The organism is Micromonospora sp. C41 (assembly GCF_018070485.1).
GTDB classification, from domain to species: Bacteria; Actinomycetota; Actinomycetes; order Mycobacteriales; family Micromonosporaceae; genus Micromonospora; species Micromonospora chalcea.
On the sequence record NZ_JAGPXP010000014.1, the window covers coordinates 118,849 to 141,301 of the forward strand.

Sequence of the window (22,453 nt, forward strand, 5' to 3'; positions counted from 1 at the left end):
CCACCGACACCTCGCAGGGACTGATGACATGACCATGTATGCCAAGGACGACATCCGGTCGCAACTGGCGGCGGCGGCTCCGTCGCGGACTGTCGACCCGTCCACGCCCGTCCGCCCGGCCCAGTACCTCGCGCTGTACGACACGGCACCCACAGCGGTCACCGAGGCGGGCAGCCGGACCTGGCTGGTACGCGGCCAGCACCTCGTGCTCTCCTGGACCGAGGCGGTGGCCGGCGACCGGTTCGCCCGCTCCGCGCAGCCGGACGAGTACGCGGTGCTGATGTACTCCGGCAGCGCCCCGGTACGGGTGCGCGCCGGCGACGGCTCCGCCGAGGTGGCGCAGGAGGCGTTCGTGGTGGTGCCGCCCGGCGACAGCGTGGTCGAGGCGCTCGCCGACGGCCCGGTGATCCGGGTGTTCTCCACAGTCGCCCCGGATCTGGCCGGGGCGGCCGCAAACGCGGCGGCGTACCGCGAGCCCGACCCCCGGTGCGCGCCGCTCGTGGCCTGGCCCGACCCGGTGGACGGGTTCCGCCTGCGGGTGTACCCGCTCGCCGAGCACCCGATCGAGCCGGGCCGGTTCGGGCGTATCTTCCGCACCACCAACATGATGATCAATTTTCTGGCCGAGGAACCCACGCCACGGGACCCGCTGCGCCTGTCCCCCCATTCGCACGACGACTTCGAGCAGCTCTCGTTCGGCGTCAAGGGCGAGTTCGTCCACCACATCCGCTACCCCTGGGGCCCCGACTCCACCCGCTGGCGCCCGGACGACCACGGCCGCCTCGGCGTGCCCTCGCTCTGCGTCATCCCGCCGCCGACCGTGCACACCACCCAGGGCGTCGGCGACCACCAGCAGCTGATCGACATGTTCGCGCCGCCGCGGGCGGACTTCTCCGCCAAGCCCGGCTGGGTACGCAACGCCGACGACTACCCGATGCCGTCATGAGCACCGACGTGGCTGCGCCGAGGCGCAGCCGGTTCCGGGCGGCGCTCGCCCGCCCGGACGCCCCGGCGCTGGGCACCTGGGTGAAGCTGCCGGTGATGGAGAGCGTGGAACTGCTCGCGCTCGCCGGGTTCGACTTCGTCGTCGTCGACCTGGAACACGCCCCGATCGACCTGCAGACGGCCTATCAGCTGATCGGCACCGCCAACCACCTCGGGCTGGCCCCGATCGTCCGGATCCCGGCGCTCGACCCGGGCCTCACGCAGCGGATCCTCGACGCGGGGGCCGAGGGCGTGATGGTCCCGCACGTGGACACCGTCGAGCAGGCGCGAGCCGCCGTCGCAGCGGTACGGTTCCCGCCGCTGGGCGCCCGCGGCGTCGGCAGCACGAGCCGGGCCGGCGCGTGGGGCGCCATGCCCCGCGCCGAGTACCTGCGCTACGGCCAGGAGGAGGTGGTGCTGGTCGTCCAGATCGAGAGCGCCCGGGCCGCCTCGTCCGCCGGGGCCGTCGCGGCGGTGCCCGGTGTCGACGCGCTGCTCGTCGGGGCCGCGGACCTGTCCACGTCCGAGGGCACGACCGAGGACGATCCACGGGTCGTCGCGCTCGTCGGCTCCGCCGTCAAGGACTGCCTCGCCGCCGGCGTACCCATCGGCAACTCCGGCGGGGCGGACGCCGACGCGGTCCGGCGGGCGGCCGACGCCGGCTTCGCCTTCACGCTGCTGAGCAACGACGCCAGCCTGCTCGGCGCGGCGGCCCGGGCCGCCGTCCAGGCGGGCCGCACCGTGCGGTACCGGCGCTGAGGCACGCCGTGGCACCCCTCACGACGACGCTGCACCTGCGCTGGGCCGACACCGACCACTACGGCCACGTCAACAACGTCACCTGGCTGCGGTACGTCGAGGAGGCCCGGATCCGCACGTTCGGGCTGCCGGACCTGCCCGGCACGTTCGATCCGGACCGGCCGCCGGCGCTGGCCGTGCTCGGCGCCGGGACGTTCACCATGACGGCGGCGGCCCGGCTGGAGTTCACCGGCGAGCTCGCCTACCACGGGCAGTCGATCCTCGCCGACGCCTGGCTGTCCCGCACCGGTTCCCGCAGCCTCGACCTGAGCTTCCGCTTCGTCGACGAGGCCCGCACGTCGACGTACCTGCTCGCGCAGACCACGCTCGTGGTCTGCGACCTGGCCGACCGCCGGCCCCGGCCGCTGACCGGCGCCGAACGCGAGGCGCTGGCGCCCTACCAGGGCGAGCCGCTGACCTTCCGTTGAGCCGCCCGAAAGGAATCACCGTGCCGACCTACGACGAGCTCTCCACGGCCGCGGTGCCCGGCGCCGCCTGGGACGTCTTCGGGCCGGGCGACCAGCTCGGCAGCATCAACCGGCTGACGCCCGAGCGCGTGACCGCCGCCGCCCGCCTGGTCCGCCGGGGCGAGCGGTTCAACCTCGACTACCCGGTCAACGCCTTCGAGCCCTACCCGACCGGCACCCGGCGTCCCACCGAGCACCACGTCTTCGCCAACAACCCGCTGCATCGCGACGACTGGATCGACTCGTTCTACCTGCAGTCCAGCTCGCAGCTCGACTCGCTGCGCCACATCGGGCACCCCGCCCACGGCTTCTACGGCGGCCTGTCCGCGGACGACAACAACCAGGGCTCCACCGCGCTGGGCATCCACCACTGGGCGGAGGCCGGGATCGCCGGGCGGGGCGTGCTGCTCGACGTCCCCCGGCACTTCGCCAGCGAGGGCCGCCCGTACGACTGCGAGCAGACGATCGCGCTGGACGAGACCGTGCTGGACGCCGTCGCGCAGGCGCAGGGCGTGTCCTGGCGCGGCGGCGACATGCTGCTGCTGCGTACCGGGTGGGCGGAGAACTACCTGGCCAAGTCCGTCGAGGAACGGATCGAGTTCAACACGCGCAACCGCTCCCCCGGGCTCGCCCAGCGCGAGTCGGTGCTGCGCTGGTTGTGGGACCACGAGATCGCGCTCGTCGCCGCCGACAACCTGGCTGTGGAGGCGGATCCGGTGCTGGATTCGGACTTCCGCACGCCCGACGACCGGCCGCCGCCGCGCGGGGTCGACCACAGCGGCATGCTGCACCGGCCGCTCATCGCGCTGCTCGGGATGGCCCTGGGCGAGCTGTGGAAACTCGACGACCTCGCCGCCGACTGCGCCGCCGACGGCGTCTACGAGTTCTTCCTGACCTGCAAGCCGCTGAACCTGCCCGGCGGCGTCGGGTCGCCGCCGAACGCGCTCGCGTTCAAGTGAGCGGCCGGCGACGCCGGCCGCACCGCTGTCCACCAGGGATGACACCGCCGGAGCGGACCAGGAAATCCCCCGGCCACCCCTCGCACAAGTGCGGGCATGTTCGATAGGATCGAACATCCCGGGCGGATCCCCCCCCGCCACCGCAACAGGAGGTCCCCGTGCGGTCCATGGACAGTCAGCCGCCGTCGGAGCAGGCCGCCCCCGGCGGCCCCGCGGACGAGAGCACCCCGGCGGGGGTGGTCGGCGCCCGGATCCGGCGCTACCGCAAGGAGCGCGGGCTCACCCTGCGCGGCCTCGCCTCCCGCTCCGGCCTGTCGATCGGCTTCCTGTCCCAGGTCGAGCGCGGCATCTCCTCGATCGGCCTGACCGCGCTGGGCAGCGTCGCCAAGGCCCTCGACAAGTCGGTGGCCGACTTCTTCGACGCCGGCAACGGCACGTCCGACAGCAACGTCTCCCAGCTTCCCCGGCACTTCACGCTGACCAGGGCGGAGACGTCGGCAACGCAGTACGTGTCGGGGCAGCAGACCTACCGCATGCTCTCCGACCGGGGGCCGGACCTGGTGCTGGAGCCGATGCTCGTGCACATCGCGCCGGGCGGGCGGCGGGAGAACGCGTACGGCCACCGGGGCGAGGAGTTCGCCTACGTCATCTCGGGCGAGCTGCTCTACGAGGTCGAGGGCGTGGAGCACCGGCTGTGCCCGGGCGACAGCGTGCACCTGCGCTCGTCGGTGCCGCACCAGATGTACAACGACACCGACTCGGTCACCACAGTGGTCTCGGTGGTCACGCCCCGGCTGTTCTGACCGGCGCCACCAACCGCCCTCCGTGTTCACCTACGTGAACTCGGAGGGCGATTCGGTTGCGGGCGCGACGTCAGCGACCGAGGCGGGCGTCCACCGCCGTCATGGTGTCCCGCCAGATGTCCGACGCCGGATCGATGACGGCGAAGTGGTCCCCCGGCTGTTCCAGGTGGCGGATCTCGTCGCCCGCGGCTGCCGCCGCCGCGGCGTAACGCCGGTTGGCGTCGACGAGGTCGAGACTGTCCGCGGTCCCCTGCACGAGCAGCGTGGGCACCCCTGTCGGCAGCCGCAGCATCGGATCGCTCTCGGCGTACCGGCGCGGGGCCGTGGCCGGTGAGCCGCCCAGCGCCGCGGCGATCGCGCCGTCACCGAGGTAGCGCCGCTCGCCCTCGGTGAGGTCGAGCACCCCGGCCAGCGAGACCGCGAGCGCGACACGTGGCCCGCCCGTTCGCGCGGCGAGGTCCGCCGCGGCGCGCAGCGCGAGCTGCCCGCCGGCCGAATGGCCCAGCACCACGATCCGCTCCAGGTCGATCGGCCGGTCGGCGGCGAGGTCCCGCAGCGCGGTGAGGCCGGCTTCGACGTCCTCCGTGGTGGCGTCCCAGCCGTGCCGGTCCGGACGCCGGTACTCCAGGTTCCAGGACGCGTAGCCTCGGGCGGCCAGATCGACGGCGAGCGCGTCCATCAGGTCCGCGCCCCAGACCGACCGCCAGAATCCGCCGTGCAGCAGCACCGCGACCGGCGCCGGCCCGGTGTGCGGGCCCGACGGCAGCCGCAGGTCACCCCACTGCTCCGGGCCGGGACCGTAGGCGATCCGATCGGCCGGCGCGCGGAAGCGGTGCACGGCGTGCCGGATCGCCCAGGTCACGCCCCACAGTCCCCGGCCGGCCAGGTGGACCGCGCCGGGGACCGGCGTCTCCACGGTGAGGTCGTACCAGACCGCGTGCGGCGGCTGCGCGCCGATCAGGGCGCGGGCCGGTGTGGTGGGGCCGGGCAGCACCACAGTCGGGCCCTGCGCCGCGGCGAGCAGCGAGCGCAGCTCGTCGGCCGAGGCGGCGGTGACGACCGTGCCGGTGCTGTCCAGCTCGGCGCTGCTGGTGGCGACGAGCGACGCCAGCAGTTCGGTGTCGGCCACCAGGCCGGGGCCGACCACGACGGTGAGCCGCAACGCGCTCACCTGCGCAGCAGGGGCAGGACGGCGGAGCCGAGCAGGTCCACGCCGCGCTCGTCGGTGAGGCCGTGCGGCGTGCCGAACTCGACCCGGCGCACGCCGGCGTCGATGAGCGCCTGGGCCTGGGCGGCGACCTGCTCCGGGGTGCCGGAGAAGGCGAACCGGTCCAGCACGTCGTCCGGGATCAACCGGCCCGCCGCCTCGTCCTCGCCCGCGTCGACCAGGTCGCCGACGCGCTTCACCAGGTCGTCGGGGAGCACGACGGTCGGATCCAGCTCCGCCACCACGGCCAGGTACATGGCCACCTCGGTGCGGGCCTTGGCGCGGGCGGCCGCGCCGTCGGTGTCGACGACTGTCACCGCGCCGAGCACGATGCCGACGTCCGCGACGTCGCGCCCGGCCTTCTCCGCGCCGGTCCGCAGCCGCTCGCGGATCACCGGGACCATGTCCGGGTTGGCGCTGCCGCCCACCTTGATCTCGTCGGCGATCCGGCCGGCCAGCGCCGCGCCCTGCGGACCCCACGCGCCCAGCAGCAGCGGCGGGTCGGGCCGCTGCACGTCGTAACGCAGCGCGGTGCCGGCCTCCAGCGAGAAGACCTTTCCGGTGAAGCCGCTGCGGTCGCCGCGCAGCAGGCGGTAGACGACCTGGACGGCCTCCTCGATGGTGGTCAGCGGCCGCGGCTGCGGCAGGCCGACCGAACCCAGCCAGGTCCCCCGGGCCAGGCCGAGGTAGGCCCGCCCGTGCGAGGCCAGGTCCAGGGCGGCGAGCTGACCGGCGATCTCGTACGGCGCCATCGAGTACGGGTTCAGGCAGGCCGCGCCGAGGCGTACCCGCTCGGTCGCCTGCGCCATCTCCAGCAGCGGGAAGATCGGCGGCTGGTACATCAGGTCGCCGAAGACGGTGAGCACGTCGAAGCCGTGCGCCTCGGCGGCGCGGGCCAGCCGGGCGTACGCGCCGGCCGGCTTGTCGCTCTGCAGGCCGAGTCCGATCTCGACGGTCATGTCAGGTCCGCCGAGTTCATCGTGCGCCGGCAGGTCCGTTCCACCTTCATGACGAGCCGCTCCTCCGGGTCGGGGCAGATGAAGTGGGAGTCCTGGGCCAGCCAGTCCCCCGGCGCCAGGTCACGCTGCTTGGCGGCGAGGAAGGGCAGCACCGACGCGAGCGCGTACACGCAGAAGTGCTTGCCCTCGGGCAGCCGCAGGTGGGCGCTGTTGGTCAGCTCGAAGGAGTCGCCCACGGCCATGCCGCACACCGACCGGCCCTCGATCCGGTCGACTGTCACCTTCAGGTCGTAGATCTCCATGTCGCCGTCGGCGGTGTCGCTCACGGCCCCTCCCCTTCGTCGATCCGTACGATGATCTTGCCGGTGGTCCGGCGTTCGGCCAGCTCGGTGAGCGTCGCGGGCGTCTCGTCCAGCGACACGACGCGGCTGACCGGCGGCCGGACCGCGCCGGAGGCGCACATGTCGAACAGTTCCTGGTAGGCGGCCTCGACCGCGGACGGGCGCTGCCACGGGTACTGCGAGCCCCAGGACAGGCCCACCAGCGTCGCGTTCGCCGCCATCAGCCGCAGCGGATCGACGGGCGGCGGCGCGCCACCGGCAGCGCCTACCGCGACCAGGCGGCCCTCGAAGGCGAGGCACTCCCAGGAGCGGGCGAACACGTCGCCGCCCACCGGGTCCACCACGACGTCCACGCCCCGCCCGCCGGTGGCCTCCCGCACGGCGGCCACGAAGTCCTCCGCCGTGTAGTCGATCGCCACCTCGGCGCCCTGGTCGCGGCAGATCGCCGTCTTGACCGGGCCGCCGGCGGTGGCGAGGACCCGGGCGCCGCGGGCGACCGCGAGCTGGATGACGGAGATGCCGACACCTCCCGCGCCGGCGTGCACCAGCACCGTCTGCCCGGCGGTGACGCCCGCCCGCTCCAGCGCGAACCACGCGGTCTGATAGGTGACCGGCAACGCCGCCGCGGTGACCGGGTCGACGGTGGACGGCCGCGGCACCACCACCGCGGCGTCCACTGTGACTGTGGTGCCGAGCGCGCCGCGCGGCAGCGCCGGGCAGGCCAGCACCTCCTGACCCAGCAGGTGCCCGGCCCCGTCGCCGGCGGCGACGACCCGCCCGGCCGCCTCCACCCCCGGCGTCATCGGCGGATCCGGCCGCACCGGGTACTCGCCCCGGCAGAGCATGACGTCCAGGAAGTTCAGCCCGACCGTACGGACGGCGAGCCGCACCTGGCCGGGGCCGGGCGGCGGGTCGTCGGGCAGCTCGGCGACCGACAGCACGTCCGCCGGTTCACCGGTCCGCCCGGCGACCAGCCGCCGGATCATGCCGCGCCCACCGGTTCCCGGACCAGCTCGGCGTGGTGGTGCACGATCACCCAGCGGCCGTCGACCCGGCGCACCACGTCGGTGACCCGGGTGATCTCCGGCTCGTCGTCCGGGCCGAGCTGCGCGACCAGCTCGTACCGGGCCACGCCGAAGTCGTCCCACACGTCGATGCGCTTGCCCCGCGCGGCGAGCACCGCCAGCCGGGGCCGCTGACCGGCGGCGTCCCGCTGGGCGCGGTACTCGTCCAGCTCGGCCCGGGTCCGCAGCGGTCCCGGCAGGTGCGTCTCCCAGGTGGTCACCTCGGGGTCCAGGTGCGTGTCGAACCGCTGCTGGTCCCCGGCGAGGAACGCGTCGTACATGTCGTCGATGCCGGCGGCGATCTCCGCCGCGCCTGCCTGCGCGAAGGTCATCGCGTCTCCTCCTGGTTGCGGTCGTCGCGGGCGATCTGCCCGCCCTTCATCACCCACCGCACGTCCCGGAAGGCCGAGGTGTCGGCCAGCGGGTCGGCGTCCGTCGCGATCAGGTCGGCCAGCTTGCCGACCTCGACGGTGCCGAGGTCGGACTCCGCGCCGAGCCACCGGATCGGGCCGAGCGTGCCGGCGTGGATGGCCCGGGCGGCGCCGATCCGCTCGGACATGTACTCCAGCTCCCGGATCGAGGCGGTGGTGCCCTCGAACTCCCAGAACGGGGGCATGTCGCTGCCGAGCAGGACCTCCACCCCGGCGGCGATCGCCATGTCGAAGCTCTCCAGGTGCCGGGGGCCGGCGCCGAGCGAGCGGCACTGCATCCACTCCGGCACGCCCAGCTCGTCGAAGAACTCCTTGCAGCGGGTCACCAGCAGCGTCGGCACGAGCGCCGTGCCGCGCTCGGCCATCCGCGCCGCGACCTGCGGGGTGAGCTGGTAGCCGTGCTCCACGCAGTCCAGTCCCAGCTCGACCGCCGCGCCGATCACGTCGGCGGGCCCGGCGTGCGCGGTCACCTTGCGGCCCCACGCGTGCGCCGTCTCGATCACCGCCGTCATCTCGTCGGCGAACAACTGGGGCGTGTGGATGCTCTCGTGCTCACCGGCGATGCCGCCCGAGATCATCACCTTGATCAGGTCCGCGCCGGCCTTGATCTGGCTGCGCACGCCGTGGCGGAAGCCCACCGGGCCGTCGCACTCGAGCGTGTCGTTGCTCTCGTGCCCGTGCCCGCCGGTGCACACCAGCGCCCGGCCCGCGGTGTAGATGCGCGGACCGGGGACCCGCCCGGCGTTGATCGCCCGCCGCAGCGCGAAGTCCGCGTGGTCCTTCTCCGCGACGCAGCGCACGGTGGTCACGCCGGAGTGCAGCGTGCGCCGCGCCCCGTCGGCCATGTAGTGGGCGAGGTCGTACGCGCCCATCCCCTTGACGCCCTCGCCGGCGGAGCCGGGCAGCGACAACGAGAAGTGGGTGTGCATGTTGACCAGGCCGGGCGTCACGTAGGCACCGTCGAGGTCCACCTCGGTCAGCCGGCCGGCGGCCCGCGCCTGCTCGGCCACCTCGGCGTACGGCCCGACGGCGGCGATCCGGTCACCCCGGACCCACACCCCGGCACCGGTCACCGGCGCCATGCCGTCCACCACGCGGGCGTCGAGCACTGTGCAGTTGCCGAGCAGCGTGCTCGGCTGCTCGGGCGAATAGGCGGCACTCACGCGATCACTCCATAAACGTCTCGGGCGGCCCGCGCGGAGACGTAGCCCTCGGCCACGTCCCGTCGCACCGCCTCCGGATCCCGACTCCCCGGGTCGCCGTGCCCGCCGCCACCGGCGGTCAGCAACGTCACCCGATCCCCCACCGCCACCGCGGTACGCCGTGTGCTCACCCGGTGCTCCCGGTCCGTGCCCGGGAAGACGATCACCTGGTTCGGCTCCGGCTGTGCGCCGCCGGCCAGCGCCCACGGCGCGCTCTTCGTCTTCTTGATCACGGTCAGGAACTCGCCGGGCGTCACGAACCGGATGTCCCGCCGCAGGCCGCAGCCGCCCCGGAACCGGCCCGCGCCACCGGAGTCGGTACGGATCTCCACCCGCTCGAAGAACATTCCCGTCTTCGACTCCAGCACCTCGACGGGCGTGTTACGCGCCTGGGTCTGGCACAGGTGGTTCGCCGGCCCGATCCCGTCGTGCCGGGGCGTGCCGCCCCAGCCGACCGGGTCGTTGTTGCTGACCGCGAACATGTCGCCGGTGTCCGGATGCCGGCCGACCATCATGAACCCGGGCACGTCGCCGCCGGAGGAGGCGGCCAGCCGGTCCGGCATGCCCTGGGCCAGCGCCTTGAGGATCAGCTCCAGTGCGACGGTGCCGGTCCACTGGGTGAACGTGGCGGCCGGGTACTGCGCGTGGAACAGCGTGCCGGGCTCGGCGCGTACCCGAAGGGGCGCGAAGTGCCCGGCGTTCGTCTGCTCGTGCGGCGTGGTGACGCCCTTGAACGCGACCCGGCAGGTGGCGATGGTGGCGCCCAGCGGCAGGTTCACCGGCCCGGGCACCGCCGGCGACGAGCCGGCGAAGTCCACTGTGAACTCGCCGTCGGCGACGGTGACGGTGACCCGCATGAGGATGGGATCGTCGCTGACGCCGTCGTCGTCGAGCCAGTCCTCGGCGGTCCAGCTGCCCTGCGGCAGCGCGGCCACCGCCTCCCGGGCGCGCTGCGCGGCGACGTCGATCACCCGGTCGATCACCGCGTCGACCACTGCGGGGCCGTAGTCGCGGTACAGCTCGGTCATCCGCCGCTCGCCGGTACGCAGCGCGGCGATCTGCGCGTTGAGGTCACCGATGACCAGTTCCGGCATCCGCGAGTTGAAGCGGATCAGCTCGTGGATCTCGCGCACCGGCTCGCCCCTGTCGTACACCTTCGTGCCGGGGAAGATGATCCCCTCCTGGTGCATGTCCGTGGAGTCGAGCACGTACCCGGGGTCCTTGGCGCCCAGGTCCATCCAGTGCGCCCGGATGCACAGGAAACCGATCAGCTCCTCGCTGTCCGGCAGGACGACCGGCGCGAACATCGTCGCGTCGTACGTGTGCGCCGCGTTCCAGTACGGGTAGTTGAGCAGCACCACGTCGCCGCGGCGCAGGTTCTCCCGGCCGACGTACTCCACGCCCTTGCGCAGCGAGTAGTCGTTGGCGCCGAGGAAGCGGGACAGCCCCGTGGACTCCGCGACCAGCCGCAGCTGCCGGTCGTAGATGGAGATGCCGAAGTCGTACACCTCGTAGATCACCGGGTTGAACGCGGTGCGCACGAGCGCGGCCCGCATCTCCTCGGCGGCCGAGACGAGGTGGCTGCGGACGACCTCGACGGTTGCCCCGTCGACCGTCGGCTCACCCATCGACGTCCACTCCGTAGACGTCCCGGGCCGCCTCCCGGGAGACGTAGCCCTCGGCCACGTCCCGCCGTACCGCCTCCGGGTCGCGGCTGCGCGGGTCGCCGTGCCCGCCGCCACCGGCGGTCAGCAGCGTGACCCGGTCGCCCGCGGCCACCACGGTGCGCTTGGTGCTCACCCGGTGCTCGCGGTCGGTGCCCGGGAAGACGACCACCTGGTTCGGCTCCGGCTGCTCGCCGCCGGCCAGCGCCCACGGCGCGCTCTTGGTCTTCTTGATCACGGTCAGGAACTCACCGGGCGTCACGAACCGGATGTCGCGGCGCAGGCCGCAGCCGCCCCGGAACCGGCCCGCGCCACCGGAGTCGGCGCGGATCTCCCAGCGCTCGAAGAACATCCCGGTCTTGGCCTCCATGACCTCGATCGGGGTACCCCGGCCGGTGCTGCCGGAGACGTGCGTGGCGGCGTCCATGCCGTCGTGCGTCGCGGTGCCGCCCCAGCCCACCAGGTCGTTGTTGCTGACCGCGAACATCTTCCCGGTGTCCGGGTGCAGGCCGACCATCATGAAGCCGGGCACGTCGCCGCCGGAGGAGGCGGGCAGCAGGTCCGGCATGCCCTGGGCCAGCGCCTTGAGGATCAGCTCCACCGCGACGATGCCGGTCCAGAGCGTGAACGTGGGCTGCGGGTAGACGGCGTGGAACAGGCTGCCCGGCTCGGCCCGCACCTCCAGCGGAGCCACGGTGCCGGCGTTCGACGGCTCGTCCCGCGACGTCAGCGACTTCAGCACGACCTTGCAGATCGCCTCGGTCGCGCCGAACGGCATGTTGATCGGGCCGCGGGTGGCCGGGGCCGAGCCGGCGAAGTCGACGATGAAGCGCCCGTCGTCGATGGTGACGGTGACGCGCATCTTCACCGGGTCGTCGGTGATGCCGTCGTCGTCCACCCAGTCCTCGGCGGTCCAGGTGCCCTGCGGCAGCGTAGCCAGCGCCGCGCGGGCGCGGGCCTCACCGTCGGCGATGATCCGGTCGATCGCCTGGTCCACGGTGTCCCGGCCGAACTTCTCGATGATCTCCAGCATCCGGCGCTCGCCGGTGCGCAGCGCGGCGATCTGCGCGTGCAGGTCACCGAGCACCGCGTCGGGCATCCGCGAGTTGAAGCGGATCAGCTCGTGGATCTCGCGCACCGGCTCGCCCCGGGACACGACCTTGGTGCCCGGGAAGATCAGCCCCTCCTGGTGCATGTCGGTCGAGTCGAGCACGTAGCCCGGGTCCTTGGCGCCCAGGTCCATCCAGTGCGCGCGGACGCAGAGGAAGCCGACCAGGTCGCCGTCCGCGTCCGGGTCCGCCTCGTCCGGCCGGAACACCGGGGCGAACAGCGTCGCGTCGTACGCGTGCGCCGCGTTCCAGTACGGGTAGTTGAGCAGCACCACGTCGCCGCGGTGCAGGTTCTCCCGGCCCACGTACTCCACGCCCTTGCGCAGCGAGAAGTCGTTCGCGCCGAGGAAGAACGTCAATCCGGTGGCCTCGGCGACCAGCCGCAGGTCGGCGTCGTACATCGACAGGCCGAAGTCGTGCACCTCGTAGATGACCGGGTTGAACGAGGTACGGATGAGGGTGGCCCGCATCTCCTCCGCGGCCGACAGCAGATAGCTGCGGACGACCTCGACCTGGGCTCCGTCCAGCGTGGTCATGCGGCTTCCTCCAGGGTGACGAGCAGGTATCCGTGGTCGTCGACGGTGACCCGCTGGCCGCTGGGCACCACAGTGGTGGAGGTGCCCTCGTCGATCAACGCCGGTCCGTCGAAGGTGTCGCCCGGCTCCAGGCGGGCCCGGTCGTAGACCGCGAACGGCACCACCGCGTGCTGCCCGAAGTCGTAGGCGTCGCGGTGCGTCAGCAGCGCCTGCGACGGGTCGCCGTCGCCGCGCGGCAGGGTCTGCAGCTCGGGACGGTCGGTGCGCCCGATGCCGCGCACCCGCAGGTTGAGGATCTGCAGCGGGTTGCCCATGGTGTGGCCGTACCGGGCGCGGTGCGTCTCGTCGAACGCGGCGCGGATCGCGTCGCGGTCCAGCTCGCGCCCGACGGTGACCATCAGGCTGTGTTCCTGGCCCAGGTAGCGCAGCTCGAACTGCCGCTCCAGCACCGCCTCGCCGGCCGGCACGCCCTGCGCCACCAGCGACGCGACCGCCTCGGCCTCGACGGCCTTGAACAGCTGCTCCAGCTCCGCCAGGTCGGCGTCGTCGAGCGTGGCCATCACGGTACGGCTGAAGTCGTTGACGATGTCGGCGGAGAGCATGCCCCAGGCGGAGAAGCCGGACGGCGCGAACGGCACGATGACCTCGCCGATGCCCATCTCGCGGGCCAGCAGCGGGGCCAGCAGCGGCCCGGCGCCGCCGAACGCGAGCAGCGCGAACTGCCGGGGGTCGTGACCCCGCTCGACGGTGATCTGGCGGACCGCGCCGACGGTGCGGGCCAGCAGCACGTCGAACACGCCGGCGGCCGCGTTCTCCACGGTGAGTCCGAGCGGCTCGGCGAGTTGCTCCTGGATTGCGGCGCGCGCCTCGGCGTCGCGCAGCCCCATGGTGCCGGCGAGGAAGCGCTCCGGGTCCATGTAGCCGAGCACCACAGCGGCGTCGGTGACCGTCGGCTTGGTGCCGCCCCGGCCGTAGCAGACCGGGCCGGGGTCGGCGCCGGCGCTCTGCGGGCCGACCTTGAGCAGGCCGTGGTCGAGCCAGGCGATCGAGCCGCCGCCGGCGCCGATGGTGCGGATGTCGTACGTGGGGATGAGCAGCGGGAAGTGCTCCAGCTGAGCCTCGTACGCGGCGACCGGGTTGCCGCGCTCGATCACGCAGGCGTCCAGCGAGGTGCCGCCGATGTCGAACGTGAGCACGTTGTCCCGGCCCAGCTCGGAGGCGACGTACGCGGCACCGACGATGCCGCCGGCCGGTCCGGACAGCACGGTGTGCGTGGGGGCGGTCTTGGCGACCGCGCTGGTCATCGAGCCGCCACCGGAGCGCATGATCAGGAAGCGCCCGGCGAAGCCGCGCTCGGCCAGGCCGGACTCCAGCTCGTCGACGTACCGCTCGAAGATCGGCCGGATGTACGCCTCCAGCACCGTGGTGCTGGTCCGCTCGTACTCCCGGTACTCGCGCACGATGTCCGTCGACAGCGACAGGCTGACCTCGGGGAACTCCTCGTGGATGAGGCGCGCGGCCTCCCGCTCGTGGCTCGGGTCGAGGAACGAGTGCAGGAAGCAGATGGCGATCGAGGTGACCTGCTGGTCCACCACGAGCGTGCGCGCGGCCGCCCGGACGCTGTCCGGGTCCAGCGGCTCCACCACCCGGCCGCGGTAGTCGAGCCGGCCCCGCACACCGGCGGTGAAGCGGCGCTGCACCAGGCTCTCCGGCCGCTGGTACTGGAAGTCGTACATGTGGTCGGAGGGCACGTTGCCGCGCCCGATCAGGAAGATGTCCCGGAAGCCCTCGTTGGTGATGATTCCGGTACGGCCACCGCGGCGCTCCAGCACCGCGTTGAGGCCGAGCGTGGTGCCGTGGATGAACAGCTCCACCTCGGACAGGTCGGTGCCGAGCGCGCTGATCGCGTTGAGGACACCGTCCGCGGGCCGGGCCGGGGTCGTCGCCGCCTTGCGGAAGCGGACCCGGTTGGTGCGCGTGTCGAGTTCCATGGCGTCCACGAAGGTCCCGCCGATGTCGACGGCGAGCCGGATGGGGCGACGGGTCATGGCGTGACAGCCTGCCTTCCGATGAGGGCGGGAAGCTCGGGAACGCGCCAGCAGGCGGCCCGGCTCTCGCCGTACGACTGAAGCTCCTGCTGCTCCGATCGGCACCGGTCGGTGACGAACGGGCACCGGGCGGCCAGTGGGCACCCGGTTGCGGCGTCGGCTTCCTCCAGGTCCTTGACCAGCTCGACGGCCTCGCCGTCGGACCCGGCCGTCCCGCCGAGGCGGGGGGCGCTGCCCAGCAGCGCGCGGGTGTACGGGTGCCGGGGCGTGTCGAAGACGACGTCCACCGGCCCCTCCTCGACCACCCGGCCGAGGTAGAGCACCACGACGCGGTCGGCGAAACCGCGCACCGTGGCCAGGTCGTGGGAGATGAACACCGAGGCGCGTTCGGCGTCGGCGGCCACGTCGGCGATCACGTCGAGGATCTGCGCCTGGACGGTGACGTCCAGGGCCGAGGTCGGCTCGTCGAAGACGATCAGGTCCGGCTCGCCGACCAGGGCGCGGGCGATGCCGATGCGCTGGGCCTGGCCGCCGGACAGCTCGTGCGGGTACCGCTGCAGGATCGAGCGGTCCAGCTCCATCCGGTCCAGCACGGCGGTGACGCGCTCCTCCCGCTGGGCCGGGGACAGGCCCGCGGCGCGCAGCGGCTCGGCGATGGAGTCGCCGACGGGACGGCGCGGGCTCAGCGAGCCGATCGGGTCCTGGAACACCAGCTGGGCGCGGGTCCGGGCCCGGCGCAGCGCCCGGCCGCGCGGGCGCGGCCGGCCCGGCTGCTTGACCAGGGCCTGTCCGGCGACTGTGACGGTGCCGGAGGTGGGCGCGACCAGGCCCATGACGAGCTTCGCGAGGGTGCTCTTGCCGCAGCCGCTCTCGCCCACCACGCCCAGCGTCTCACCCGGTGCGAGCCGCAGCGTGACGCCACGCAGCGCGTGGTGACCGCCGGAGCCGAACCGGCTGCGGTAGACGACGTGGGCGTCCTCGATTTCCAGCACGGCGGGCTTCGGGTCCGCAGCCGCCGGCTGGGGGGCGCCCGCCCCCGCCGTGTGTGGCGTGGACGGCAGGTCGGCGTCGAGTGGCCGGGTCTGCGGGTGGAAGCAGGCCAGCGACCATTCGCGGCCGCCGGGGATCGGCTGGGTGCCGGGCCGCCGGGACGAGCAGGTGCGGTCGGCGTGCGCGCAGCGGGCGACGAACGGGCAGTTCTCCGGCGCCTGGGTGAGCAGGGGCATGGCGCCGGGGGTGGCGACGACCGGCCGGCCGCCGACGTCCGGCACCGACCGCAGCAACGCCCGGGTGTACGGGTGCGCGGGCTCCCGCAGCACCTGCGCGGCCGGGCCGCTCTCCACCACCGTGCCGGCGTAGAGCACCACCACCCGGTCGCAGACCTCGGCGATCGAGGCGAGGTCGTGGGAGATCAGCAGCACGCCCCGGCCGTCGGTGTCGGCGGCGTGCCGGAACTGGCGCAGGATCTCCCGGGTCAGCGTCACGTCCAGGCCGGTGGTCGGCTCGTCGGCGATCAGCAGGTCCGGCGCGCAGCCGGTGGCCAGCGAGATCATCACCCGCTGGGCCATGCCGCCGGACAGCTCGTGGGCGTACGCGTCGAGCCGCCGCTGCGGGCTGCGGATGCCGACCGCCTCGAACAGCTCGCGCGCCGCCTCCCGGGCCCGGTCGCCGGACATGTCCTGGTGGGTGGCGAGCCGGTCGACGAGCTGCTTGCCGATGGTGCGGGTGGGGCTGAGCGCGCCGCGCGGGTTCTGGAAGCAGATCGCCACGCCGCGTCCGCGGTGCGCGGCGAGCGCGGCGTCGTCCATGCGCAGCACGTCCGAGTCGCCGAAGCGCACCCGGCCGGTGGCGTGCGAGCCGCCGGGCAGCAGCCCGACGATGGCGCGGGCCACCATGCTCTTGCCGCCGCCGCTCTCCCCGACCAGGCCGACGACCTCACCGGGGCGTACGGCGAAGGTGACGCCGCTGAGCGCGGCCACCTGCCGGCCGGGTCGCCGGATGGTCACCGAGAGGTTCTCGATCGACAGCATGGTCACCGCCGCTTCGCGTTGGCGCGGTCCTGCAGGCCTTCGCCGAGCAGGCTGAACCCGAGGACGCAGACGAACAGGGCCAGGCCGGGTGGGACGGAGGTCCACCAGCGGCCACCGACCACGTCCGCGGCGCCCAGGCTGATCATGGCCCCCCACTCCGCCTCGGGGATGCTCACGCCCAGGCCGAGGAAGGAGAGCCCGGCCAGGGTGAGCATCGCCCAGCCGCAGTTCAGCGGCGCGATCACCCGGACCGGGGTGAGGCTGTTGGGCAGCAGGTGCCGCCAGAGCACGCCCACCGGCGACGCCCCGGAGGTGATGGCGGCGTCCACGAACGGCAGTTCCCGCAGCGACCGCACCTCGGCGCGGACCAGCCGGGCGTACGCCGGCGCGTTCACGGCCGCGATCGTGATGATCAGGTTGATCGTGCCGTTGCCGAGCAGGGCGGCGACCGCCAGCGCCAGGATGAACGTGGGGAACGACTGGAAGATGTCGACCACCCGCATCAGCACGTCGTCGAGCCAGCCGCCGAAGTAGCCGGCGACCAGGCCGAGCAGCGTGCCCACGACCACCGCGAGCGCCACCGCGGCCAGGGCGATGCCCAGGTCGAGCCGGGCGGCGTAGAGCACCCGGCTCCAGATGTCCATGCCGTTGCCGTCGGTGCCGAGCAGGTGGTTGCCGCCCGGCGCCACCAGGGTGTTCGCCGGGTCGATCTCGGTCTCGCCCCACGGGCTCAGCAGCGGCGCGAACACCGCCACCAGCGCCACCACCGACAGGATGGTCGCACCGACGATGATCATGCGGCGGGCGAACCGGCTGTCCCGGTCGCCGCCGGCGACGACCACCGGCGTCTGTGCGGAGTCGCCGCTGACGGCGGCGCGCAACTCGGCCATCAGAGCCTCACTCTCGGGTCGAGGATCGCGTGGACCACGTCGGCGATGAGGAACACCAGCACGTAGCACAACGCGATGACCAGCACCGATGCCTGAACCACCGGGTAGTCCCGGTAGAGCAGGCCGCGCAGGGCCCACTGGCCGAAGCCCTGCCACGAGTACACGTACTCGACGAGCACGGTGGAGCCGATCGCCGTGCCGAAGACCAGCGCCGCCAGCGACGGCAGCCGGACCAGCGTCGCCCGCAGCAGGTAGCCGTAGTGCAGGGTGCGGTCGCGCAGCCCGTGCGCCTTCGCCGCGGCGTACGACTCCGAGTGCAGCACCTCCAGCGCGGAGGCCCGGACGCTGCGCAGCAGCGGCGCGACCACGCCGACCACCAGGGTCAGCACGGGCAGCACCAGGTACGCCGCGGCGGAGGCGATCGCCGGGCCGTTGGCGGTGAGCACGGCGTCGACGAGATCGGCCCCGGTGAGCGGGGTCAGGTTCGTGTCCGGGTCGACCCGCCCGTTCGGCGCCGGGAACCAGCCGAGGATGCTGTAGCCGACCAGCACCAGCACCAGGCCGAGCCAGAACTCGGGGATCGAGTTGCCGACCAGGGCGAACATCCGCACGCTGTGGTCACCGACCCGGTTGGCGCGCTTGGCCGACCAGATGCCCAGCACCGTCGCCACGACGAGCGCGATGCTCACGGAGATGACGACGAGTTCCAGGGTGGGCCCCACCCGGAGCGCCATCTCCGATCCCACGGAGTTGCCGCTCTGGATGGAGGTCCCGAAGTCACCGGTGACCAGTCCCCTGAGGTAGTCGAGGAACTGCTGCCACAGCGACTGGTCCAGCCCGAAGCGGGCCCGGGCGGCGGCGGCGTCCTCCTCGGTCGCGTTCTGCCCCAGGATGCTGCGGACGGGGTCGCCCGGCAGCACCCGGACCAGGAGGAACGCCAGGACGACCACTCCGAGCAGAACGGGGATCAGCTGGAGCAGTCGCCTGACGACGAAGCGGAAGATTCGCATGGGCGGTTGACGTCCCTAGGCCGACGCGCTCAGGTAGCGCAGGCGGGCGAGGCCGTCCATCGGCTGCACCCAGCCGGCGACGGACTCCCGGACGGGCAGGTTGAAGTTGGGCTGGCAGATGACCACCCACGGCACGTCGGCGGCGAGGATCTCCTGGACCCGCTTCCAGAGCGCGTTGCGGGCGGCCGTGTCGACGGTGGTGTGCGACTTCTCGTAGATCTGCTCGATCTCCGGGTTGCTGTAGTTGGAGTAGTTGAGGTTGGCGCCCTTGACGAAGCTCGTCGCCAGCATGTACTCGACGTCGTCCACCCAGAGCTGCCCGGAGGTGATCTGCAGCGGGATGTTCTTCTTGGTCCGCCGCTCACCCAGGGTGGCCGGGTCCAGCGGGGTCAGCTTGAGCCGGATGCCCGCCTTGGCCGCCTCGCTCTGCACCTGGACGGCGATCTTCTGCTGCTCCTCGTTGTCGGCCTCGAAGACCAGCTCGGAGTCGAGCGACGCCCGGCCGGCGGCGGCCATGGCGGCCTTCGCCTTGTCCAGGTCGTAGGTGTACGGGTAGCCGCTCTCGTCGTAGCCGGGCATGTCCAGCGGGACCGGGCTCTTGGCCGCGCGGGCGTCGCCGCCGTACACGTTGTTGATGATCTGCTCGTAGGGCACCGCGTACGCGAGCGCCTTACGCACGTTCACGTCGTTGAACGGTGCCGCGGTCACCGACATCTGGATCGCGACCTGGCGGTTGCTGGCGGCCGAGATGACCTTGATGCCCGGGGCCTTCTTGAGGTCCTGGATGTCGCGCTGGCTGATGCCCAGCGCGATGTCGATGTCACCGGCCTGGAGCTGGAGCCGCTGGTTGGACGCGGCCGGCACGACCGAGATCCGGATGGTCGGCGTCTTGGCCGGGTCCGGGCCCGGGTAGTCGGTGTTCGCGCTGAGTTCGATCTCCTGGCCCTGGGTGGCCTTGGCGACGTTGAAGTAGCCGCCGGTCGGCGGGTTCTTCGCGAACCACTCCTTGGCCCAGGGGTCGCTGGAGCTGGCGCGCTTCTTCGCCTCGACCGAGTCGAAGACGTACAGCGAGATCGCCTGGATCTGCCGGGTGAGCGCGCTCGGGAAGGCCTGGTGGAACTCCACCGTGTAGTCGTCGACGACCTTGACCTGGTCGGCGCTGGTCAGACCGATGGTGCGGTAGACGCCCGCGACGTTGGCCTGGGCGGCGAACGCGCGGTCCTTCGACCACTTCACGTCCGCGGCCTTCATCTCGTTGCCGCTGGCGAACTTCACGCCGCGGCGCAGCTTGAGCGTCCACACCTTCTGTTCGGCGTCGGGCTCGAAGGACTCGGCGAACGTCGGGGTGATGTTCTGGGTGTCGAGGATCTGGCTGCCGCCGGCGTTGGTGACGCCGTAGTCGATCAGGTACGGGAAGACGTTCTTGTAGAGCATCAGCGCGGTCAGGTCGAAGCCGACGAAGTCCTGGTCCCAGCTCGACAGGTAGCTGGAGACGGCGATGCGCAGCGTCTTGGCGGCGGTGCCGTCGGACTTGCCGTCGGTGGACTTGTTGCCGCTGTCCGCGGCGCAGGCGCTGGTGGCGAGCAGGAGCGCGACGCCACCCCCCAGCTGCAGGACGCCGCGGCGGGAGAGCGCGGGCGAGGAGGCGCCCGGACGGGGTGAACGAGCCATGAGAAGTCCTCCTAGAAAGCACGAGGCAGATGGCCCGAGCAGCGGACCTATCAGGAGTTCTACCGGATTTAGCAGCAGTGAACAATAGGGTGAACGGCGTTCACTGAGCCCTCATGGACTCGGCTTGATAACGCTCCCGAACTGCGAGACAACGCACGAAGCCGCGTTCACAGAAGTTCACACGACCGTTACGCAGGACCCGTCCGCCATCGGTGTTGATCATGGAGTCGCCTCCCCGGCGAACCGGACGCGGAACGCCGATGACCCCGGGAGGGACACCCGGGGTCATCGTGCGCGCGGCCGGCCGCGCGGTTCAGGGGCGGGCGGTCTCCTCGGAGGCGCCGGTGATCATCGAGACGATCTCGTTGCGGCTGGTCCCGGTGATGCTGCGGACGCCGACCTGGCGTCCCCGGCGCAGCACCGCCACCCGGTCCGCGATCCGGAACACCTGGTCCAGGTTGTGGCTGACGACGAGCACGGCGGCGCCCCGCTCCCGCAGCTTCAGGATCAGCTCCTCCACCTTGGCGGTCTCGGCCACGCCCAGCGCCGCGGTCGGCTCGTCCATCAGCACCAGGCCGCTGGCCCAGTGGGTGGCGCGGCAGATCGCCACCGCCTGCCGCTGGCCGCCGGACAGGTCCCGGATCGTCGCCTTCGCGCTGGGGATGCGTACGTCCAGCGCGTCCACCAGATCCTGGGTCTCCCGGGCCATCCGGCGCCGGTCGAGCAGGCGCAGCGGGCCACGGGTGAGTTCCCGGCCCAGGAACATGTTCATGTAGACCGGCTGCGAGTCGGCCAGGGCCAGGTCCTGGTAGACCACCTCGACCCCCTGCCGGCGGGCGTCGGAGGCGTCCCGGAAGGTCACCGGCCGCCCGTGCATCTCCAGTTCACCCTCGGTCGGCTGGTACACGCCGGAGATGATCTTCACGAGGGTGGACTTGCCGGCGCCGTTGTCGCCGACCAGGGCGGTGATCTCCCCGGCGGCCAGTTCCAGGTCGAAACGCTCGATCGCGACGACGCCGCCGAACTGCTTGCGGATGCCGCGCAACCGCAGCGCCGGGGCGCCCGCCCGGGTCGCGTCGTCCTTGTGGGTGACGGTGCTCATCATGCCCTCCCTGCGCGGCGAGCCGCCTGGATGCCGGGGCCGTCGCCCGCGGCGGTGTCCTCCAACCTGATCGGCGCCGAGCCGTCGGCGGCGTACACCCCGGCCACGGCCGGCGCGCCGGACCGGATGCCGGTCACGCCGGCGGTCAGCGCCCGGGTGACGAACGCCTGCGGCCGGAAGCCGAACAGGACCGTGTCACCCGGGGCGCACCCCGGCGCCGCGCTGACGTCGGCCATCGCGTAGTAGTCGATCGCCTCCGGCGCGGGCATCTCCACGTCGACCAGGTAGGCGTCGTCGAGTCCACCGCCCCGGGGCACGATCAGCGCCCGGGTGCCGCCCAGGCCGAGCACCGGGTCGACGTAGAGGCCGCCACCGAAGACGTACGCCCGACCGTCCCACAGGTGCGACACCTCGCTGACGTAGAGCACGGCGGGCTCCTCGACCAGGTCGGTCACCGCGTGCCAGGGCGTCGTGCCGGTGAGCCCGTGGCCGGGCTCGACCTGCGTCACGCCCGCCTCGGCCAGCGTGGCCAGGATCGCCGTCGACGTCGTACCCGGGGCGTTGATCTCGACGTGCGACCGCCCGGCGGCGCGCAGCGCGGCGGCGGCGCGTCGCAGGGTGCCGAGGTTGGGCGTCGGCACGACCCGTCCGGCGGCCGTGTCGAACAACTGGGTCGGGAAGCTGGTGACACCCGCGAACCGGGCGCCGGGAAGGGCGTCGAGCCGGTCGGCGACCGCGACGATCTCGTCGGCCGCCCAGCCGCCCTCGTGGCCCCGGTAGAAGCGGTCGCCGGGCGCGGCGATCCGGGCGAGCAGCGCCTGCTCCCGCCCGGCCGCCGCCTCGTGCCGGGGGATCTGCACCAGGTGACCGAGGTGACCGATGCCGAGCCCGCCGTGCCGGTCGGCGAGCGCGCACTGGAGGTCGACGCCGACCGCCTCGGTGATGCCCGCGTCGCGGACCGTCCGGCAGAAGTCGGGGTTGCGCCCGACCTGCTTGGTCATCGCGTAGACCGACAGACCGAAGCGGTCGGCCTCGCGGCGGATGGCGGCGGCGTTCGCCGCGACCGTGTCGAGGTCCAACGCGTAGGAGTTCGCCGGCAGGTCACCGCTGTCGTGCAGGTGCGCGGCGGCGGCGAGCAGGCCCGGATTGCGGCGTCGCAGCAGGTCCAGAAACATGCG

20 protein-coding genes are annotated in these 22,453 nt (G+C 72.8%); 5 read left to right on the forward strand and 15 right to left on the reverse strand.

The genetic code is table 11. From position 1 onward, the window contains the following. The first annotated feature begins 28 nt into the window (after positions 1-28). The 5 genes from KBX43_RS17225 (at position 29) to KBX43_RS17245 (ending at position 4,011) form a co-directional block, all read left to right on the forward strand. Positions 29-946: a hypothetical protein gene (locus KBX43_RS17225; protein WP_199496027.1), complete on the forward strand. Its 918-nt coding sequence runs from the start codon at positions 29-31 to the stop codon at positions 944-946. Next, complete coding sequence (locus tag KBX43_RS17230; protein ID WP_113973278.1) at positions 943-1,743, forward strand: HpcH/HpaI aldolase/citrate lyase family protein; 801 nt, start codon at positions 943-945, stop codon at positions 1,741-1,743. The genes KBX43_RS17225 and KBX43_RS17230 overlap by 4 nt, the downstream gene beginning before the upstream one ends. Before the next feature lie 8 nt (positions 1,744-1,751). Next, positions 1,752-2,210: a thioesterase family protein gene (locus tag KBX43_RS17235; RefSeq protein WP_158559986.1), complete on the forward strand. Its 459-nt coding sequence runs from the start codon at positions 1,752-1,754 to the stop codon at positions 2,208-2,210. A 20-nt stretch (positions 2,211-2,230) separates the two neighbouring features. Then, positions 2,231-3,208: a cyclase family protein gene (locus tag KBX43_RS17240; protein ID WP_158559987.1), complete on the forward strand. Its 978-nt coding sequence runs from the start codon at positions 2,231-2,233 to the stop codon at positions 3,206-3,208. A gap of 167 nt (positions 3,209-3,375) precedes the next feature. Next, a complete protein-coding gene (locus KBX43_RS17245; protein WP_222948663.1) occupies positions 3,376-4,011 on the forward strand; it encodes a helix-turn-helix domain-containing protein in 636 nt (211 codons plus the stop codon). A 70-nt stretch (positions 4,012-4,081) separates the two neighbouring features. Here the strand turns inward: KBX43_RS17245 and KBX43_RS17250 are convergent, their stop codons facing one another. The 15 genes from KBX43_RS17250 to KBX43_RS17320 all read right to left on the reverse strand — a co-directional run bounded on the left by KBX43_RS17250 (position 4,082) and on the right by KBX43_RS17320 (position 22,450). Beyond that, positions 4,082-5,182 carry an alpha/beta hydrolase gene (locus KBX43_RS17250; RefSeq protein WP_113973280.1) on the reverse strand — a complete coding sequence of 367 codons (1,101 nt, stop codon included), beginning with the start codon at positions 5,180-5,182 and terminating at the stop codon, positions 4,082-4,084. After that, on the reverse strand, positions 5,179-6,177 hold the full coding sequence (locus KBX43_RS17255) for an LLM class flavin-dependent oxidoreductase (protein ID WP_043325196.1): 999 nt from the start codon (positions 6,175-6,177) through the stop codon (positions 5,179-5,181). The genes KBX43_RS17250 and KBX43_RS17255 overlap by 4 nt, the downstream gene beginning before the upstream one ends. Then, the gene (locus tag KBX43_RS17260) at positions 6,174-6,503 is read right to left on the reverse strand and encodes a TIGR04076 family protein (protein ID WP_043325197.1); all 330 of its coding nucleotides are present in this window, start codon (positions 6,501-6,503) and stop codon (positions 6,174-6,176) included. The genes KBX43_RS17255 and KBX43_RS17260 overlap by 4 nt, the downstream gene beginning before the upstream one ends. Then, on the reverse strand, positions 6,500-7,504 hold the full coding sequence (locus KBX43_RS17265; RefSeq protein WP_113973281.1) for a zinc-binding dehydrogenase: 1,005 nt from the start codon (positions 7,502-7,504) through the stop codon (positions 6,500-6,502). The genes KBX43_RS17260 and KBX43_RS17265 overlap by 4 nt, the downstream gene beginning before the upstream one ends. After that, positions 7,501-7,914, reverse strand: a complete 414-nt coding sequence (locus KBX43_RS17270; protein WP_064447407.1) for a nuclear transport factor 2 family protein — start codon at positions 7,912-7,914, stop codon at positions 7,501-7,503. Before KBX43_RS17270 ends, KBX43_RS17265 begins: the two co-directional genes overlap by 4 nt. Further along, positions 7,911-9,176: an amidohydrolase family protein gene (locus KBX43_RS17275; protein WP_043325200.1), complete on the reverse strand. Its 1,266-nt coding sequence runs from the start codon at positions 9,174-9,176 to the stop codon at positions 7,911-7,913. The genes KBX43_RS17270 and KBX43_RS17275 overlap by 4 nt, the downstream gene beginning before the upstream one ends. Continuing rightward, positions 9,173-10,843, reverse strand: a complete 1,671-nt coding sequence (locus KBX43_RS17280) for a hydantoinase B/oxoprolinase family protein (RefSeq protein WP_210885486.1) — start codon at positions 10,841-10,843, stop codon at positions 9,173-9,175. Before KBX43_RS17280 ends, KBX43_RS17275 begins: the two co-directional genes overlap by 4 nt. Further along, a complete protein-coding gene (locus tag KBX43_RS17285) occupies positions 10,836-12,524 on the reverse strand; it encodes a hydantoinase B/oxoprolinase family protein (RefSeq protein ID WP_043325202.1) in 1,689 nt (562 codons plus the stop codon). Before KBX43_RS17285 ends, KBX43_RS17280 begins: the two co-directional genes overlap by 8 nt. Beyond that, positions 12,521-14,572 (reverse strand): hydantoinase/oxoprolinase family protein, encoded by a 2,052-nt coding sequence (locus KBX43_RS17290; protein ID WP_043325203.1) that lies wholly within the window; start codon positions 14,570-14,572, stop codon positions 12,521-12,523. Before KBX43_RS17290 ends, KBX43_RS17285 begins: the two co-directional genes overlap by 4 nt. Next, complete coding sequence (locus KBX43_RS17295; RefSeq protein WP_210885537.1) at positions 14,569-16,602, reverse strand: dipeptide ABC transporter ATP-binding protein; 2,034 nt, start codon at positions 16,600-16,602, stop codon at positions 14,569-14,571. Before KBX43_RS17295 ends, KBX43_RS17290 begins: the two co-directional genes overlap by 4 nt. A 2-nt stretch (positions 16,603-16,604) precedes the next feature. Continuing rightward, complete coding sequence (locus tag KBX43_RS17300) at positions 16,605-17,492, reverse strand: ABC transporter permease (RefSeq protein WP_064447403.1); 888 nt, start codon at positions 17,490-17,492, stop codon at positions 16,605-16,607. Beyond that, positions 17,492-18,502: an ABC transporter permease gene (locus tag KBX43_RS17305; protein WP_064447402.1), complete on the reverse strand. Its 1,011-nt coding sequence runs from the start codon at positions 18,500-18,502 to the stop codon at positions 17,492-17,494. Before KBX43_RS17305 ends, KBX43_RS17300 begins: the two co-directional genes overlap by 1 nt. Before the next feature lie 15 nt (positions 18,503-18,517). Beyond that, positions 18,518-20,173: an ABC transporter substrate-binding protein gene (locus KBX43_RS17310; protein WP_210885489.1), complete on the reverse strand. Its 1,656-nt coding sequence runs from the start codon at positions 20,171-20,173 to the stop codon at positions 18,518-18,520. 313 nt (positions 20,174-20,486) lie between these two features. Next, the gene (locus KBX43_RS17315; RefSeq protein ID WP_210885491.1) at positions 20,487-21,275 is read right to left on the reverse strand and encodes an ATP-binding cassette domain-containing protein; all 789 of its coding nucleotides are present in this window, start codon (positions 21,273-21,275) and stop codon (positions 20,487-20,489) included. Next, complete coding sequence (locus KBX43_RS17320) at positions 21,275-22,450, reverse strand: alanine racemase (protein WP_210885493.1); 1,176 nt, start codon at positions 22,448-22,450, stop codon at positions 21,275-21,277. Before KBX43_RS17320 ends, KBX43_RS17315 begins: the two co-directional genes overlap by 1 nt. Positions 22,451-22,453: the final 3 nt, after the last annotated feature.

Coding starts and splice junctions, on each gene's coding strand:
- KBX43_RS17225 (WP_199496027.1), top strand. CDS start 29: ATGACCATGTATGCCAAGGACGACATCCGGTCGCAACTGGCGGCGGCG.
- KBX43_RS17230 (WP_113973278.1), top strand. CDS start 943: ATGAGCACCGACGTGGCTGCGCCGAGGCGCAGCCGGTTCCGGGCGGCG.
- KBX43_RS17245 (WP_222948663.1), top strand. CDS start 3,376: ATGGACAGTCAGCCGCCGTCGGAGCAGGCCGCCCCCGGCGGCCCCGCG.
- KBX43_RS17255 (WP_043325196.1), bottom strand. CDS start 6,177: ATGACCGTCGAGATCGGACTCGGCCTGCAGAGCGACAAGCCGGCCGGC.
- KBX43_RS17265 (WP_113973281.1), bottom strand. CDS start 7,504: ATGATCCGGCGGCTGGTCGCCGGGCGGACCGGTGAACCGGCGGACGTG.
- KBX43_RS17270 (WP_064447407.1), bottom strand. CDS start 7,914: ATGACCTTCGCGCAGGCAGGCGCGGCGGAGATCGCCGCCGGCATCGAC.
- KBX43_RS17280 (WP_210885486.1), bottom strand. CDS start 10,843: ATGGGTGAGCCGACGGTCGACGGGGCAACCGTCGAGGTCGTCCGCAGC.
- KBX43_RS17285 (WP_043325202.1), bottom strand. CDS start 12,524: ATGACCACGCTGGACGGAGCCCAGGTCGAGGTCGTCCGCAGCTATCTG.
- KBX43_RS17290 (WP_043325203.1), bottom strand. CDS start 14,572: ATGACCCGTCGCCCCATCCGGCTCGCCGTCGACATCGGCGGGACCTTC.
- KBX43_RS17295 (WP_210885537.1), bottom strand. CDS start 16,602: ATGCTGTCGATCGAGAACCTCTCGGTGACCATCCGGCGACCCGGCCGG.
- KBX43_RS17300 (WP_064447403.1), bottom strand. CDS start 17,492: ATGGCCGAGTTGCGCGCCGCCGTCAGCGGCGACTCCGCACAGACGCCG.
- KBX43_RS17305 (WP_064447402.1), bottom strand. CDS start 18,502: ATGCGAATCTTCCGCTTCGTCGTCAGGCGACTGCTCCAGCTGATCCCC.
- KBX43_RS17310 (WP_210885489.1), bottom strand. CDS start 20,173: ATGGCTCGTTCACCCCGTCCGGGCGCCTCCTCGCCCGCGCTCTCCCGC.
- KBX43_RS17315 (WP_210885491.1), bottom strand. CDS start 21,275: ATGAGCACCGTCACCCACAAGGACGACGCGACCCGGGCGGGCGCCCCG.
- KBX43_RS17320 (WP_210885493.1), bottom strand. CDS start 22,450: ATGTTTCTGGACCTGCTGCGACGCCGCAATCCGGGCCTGCTCGCCGCC.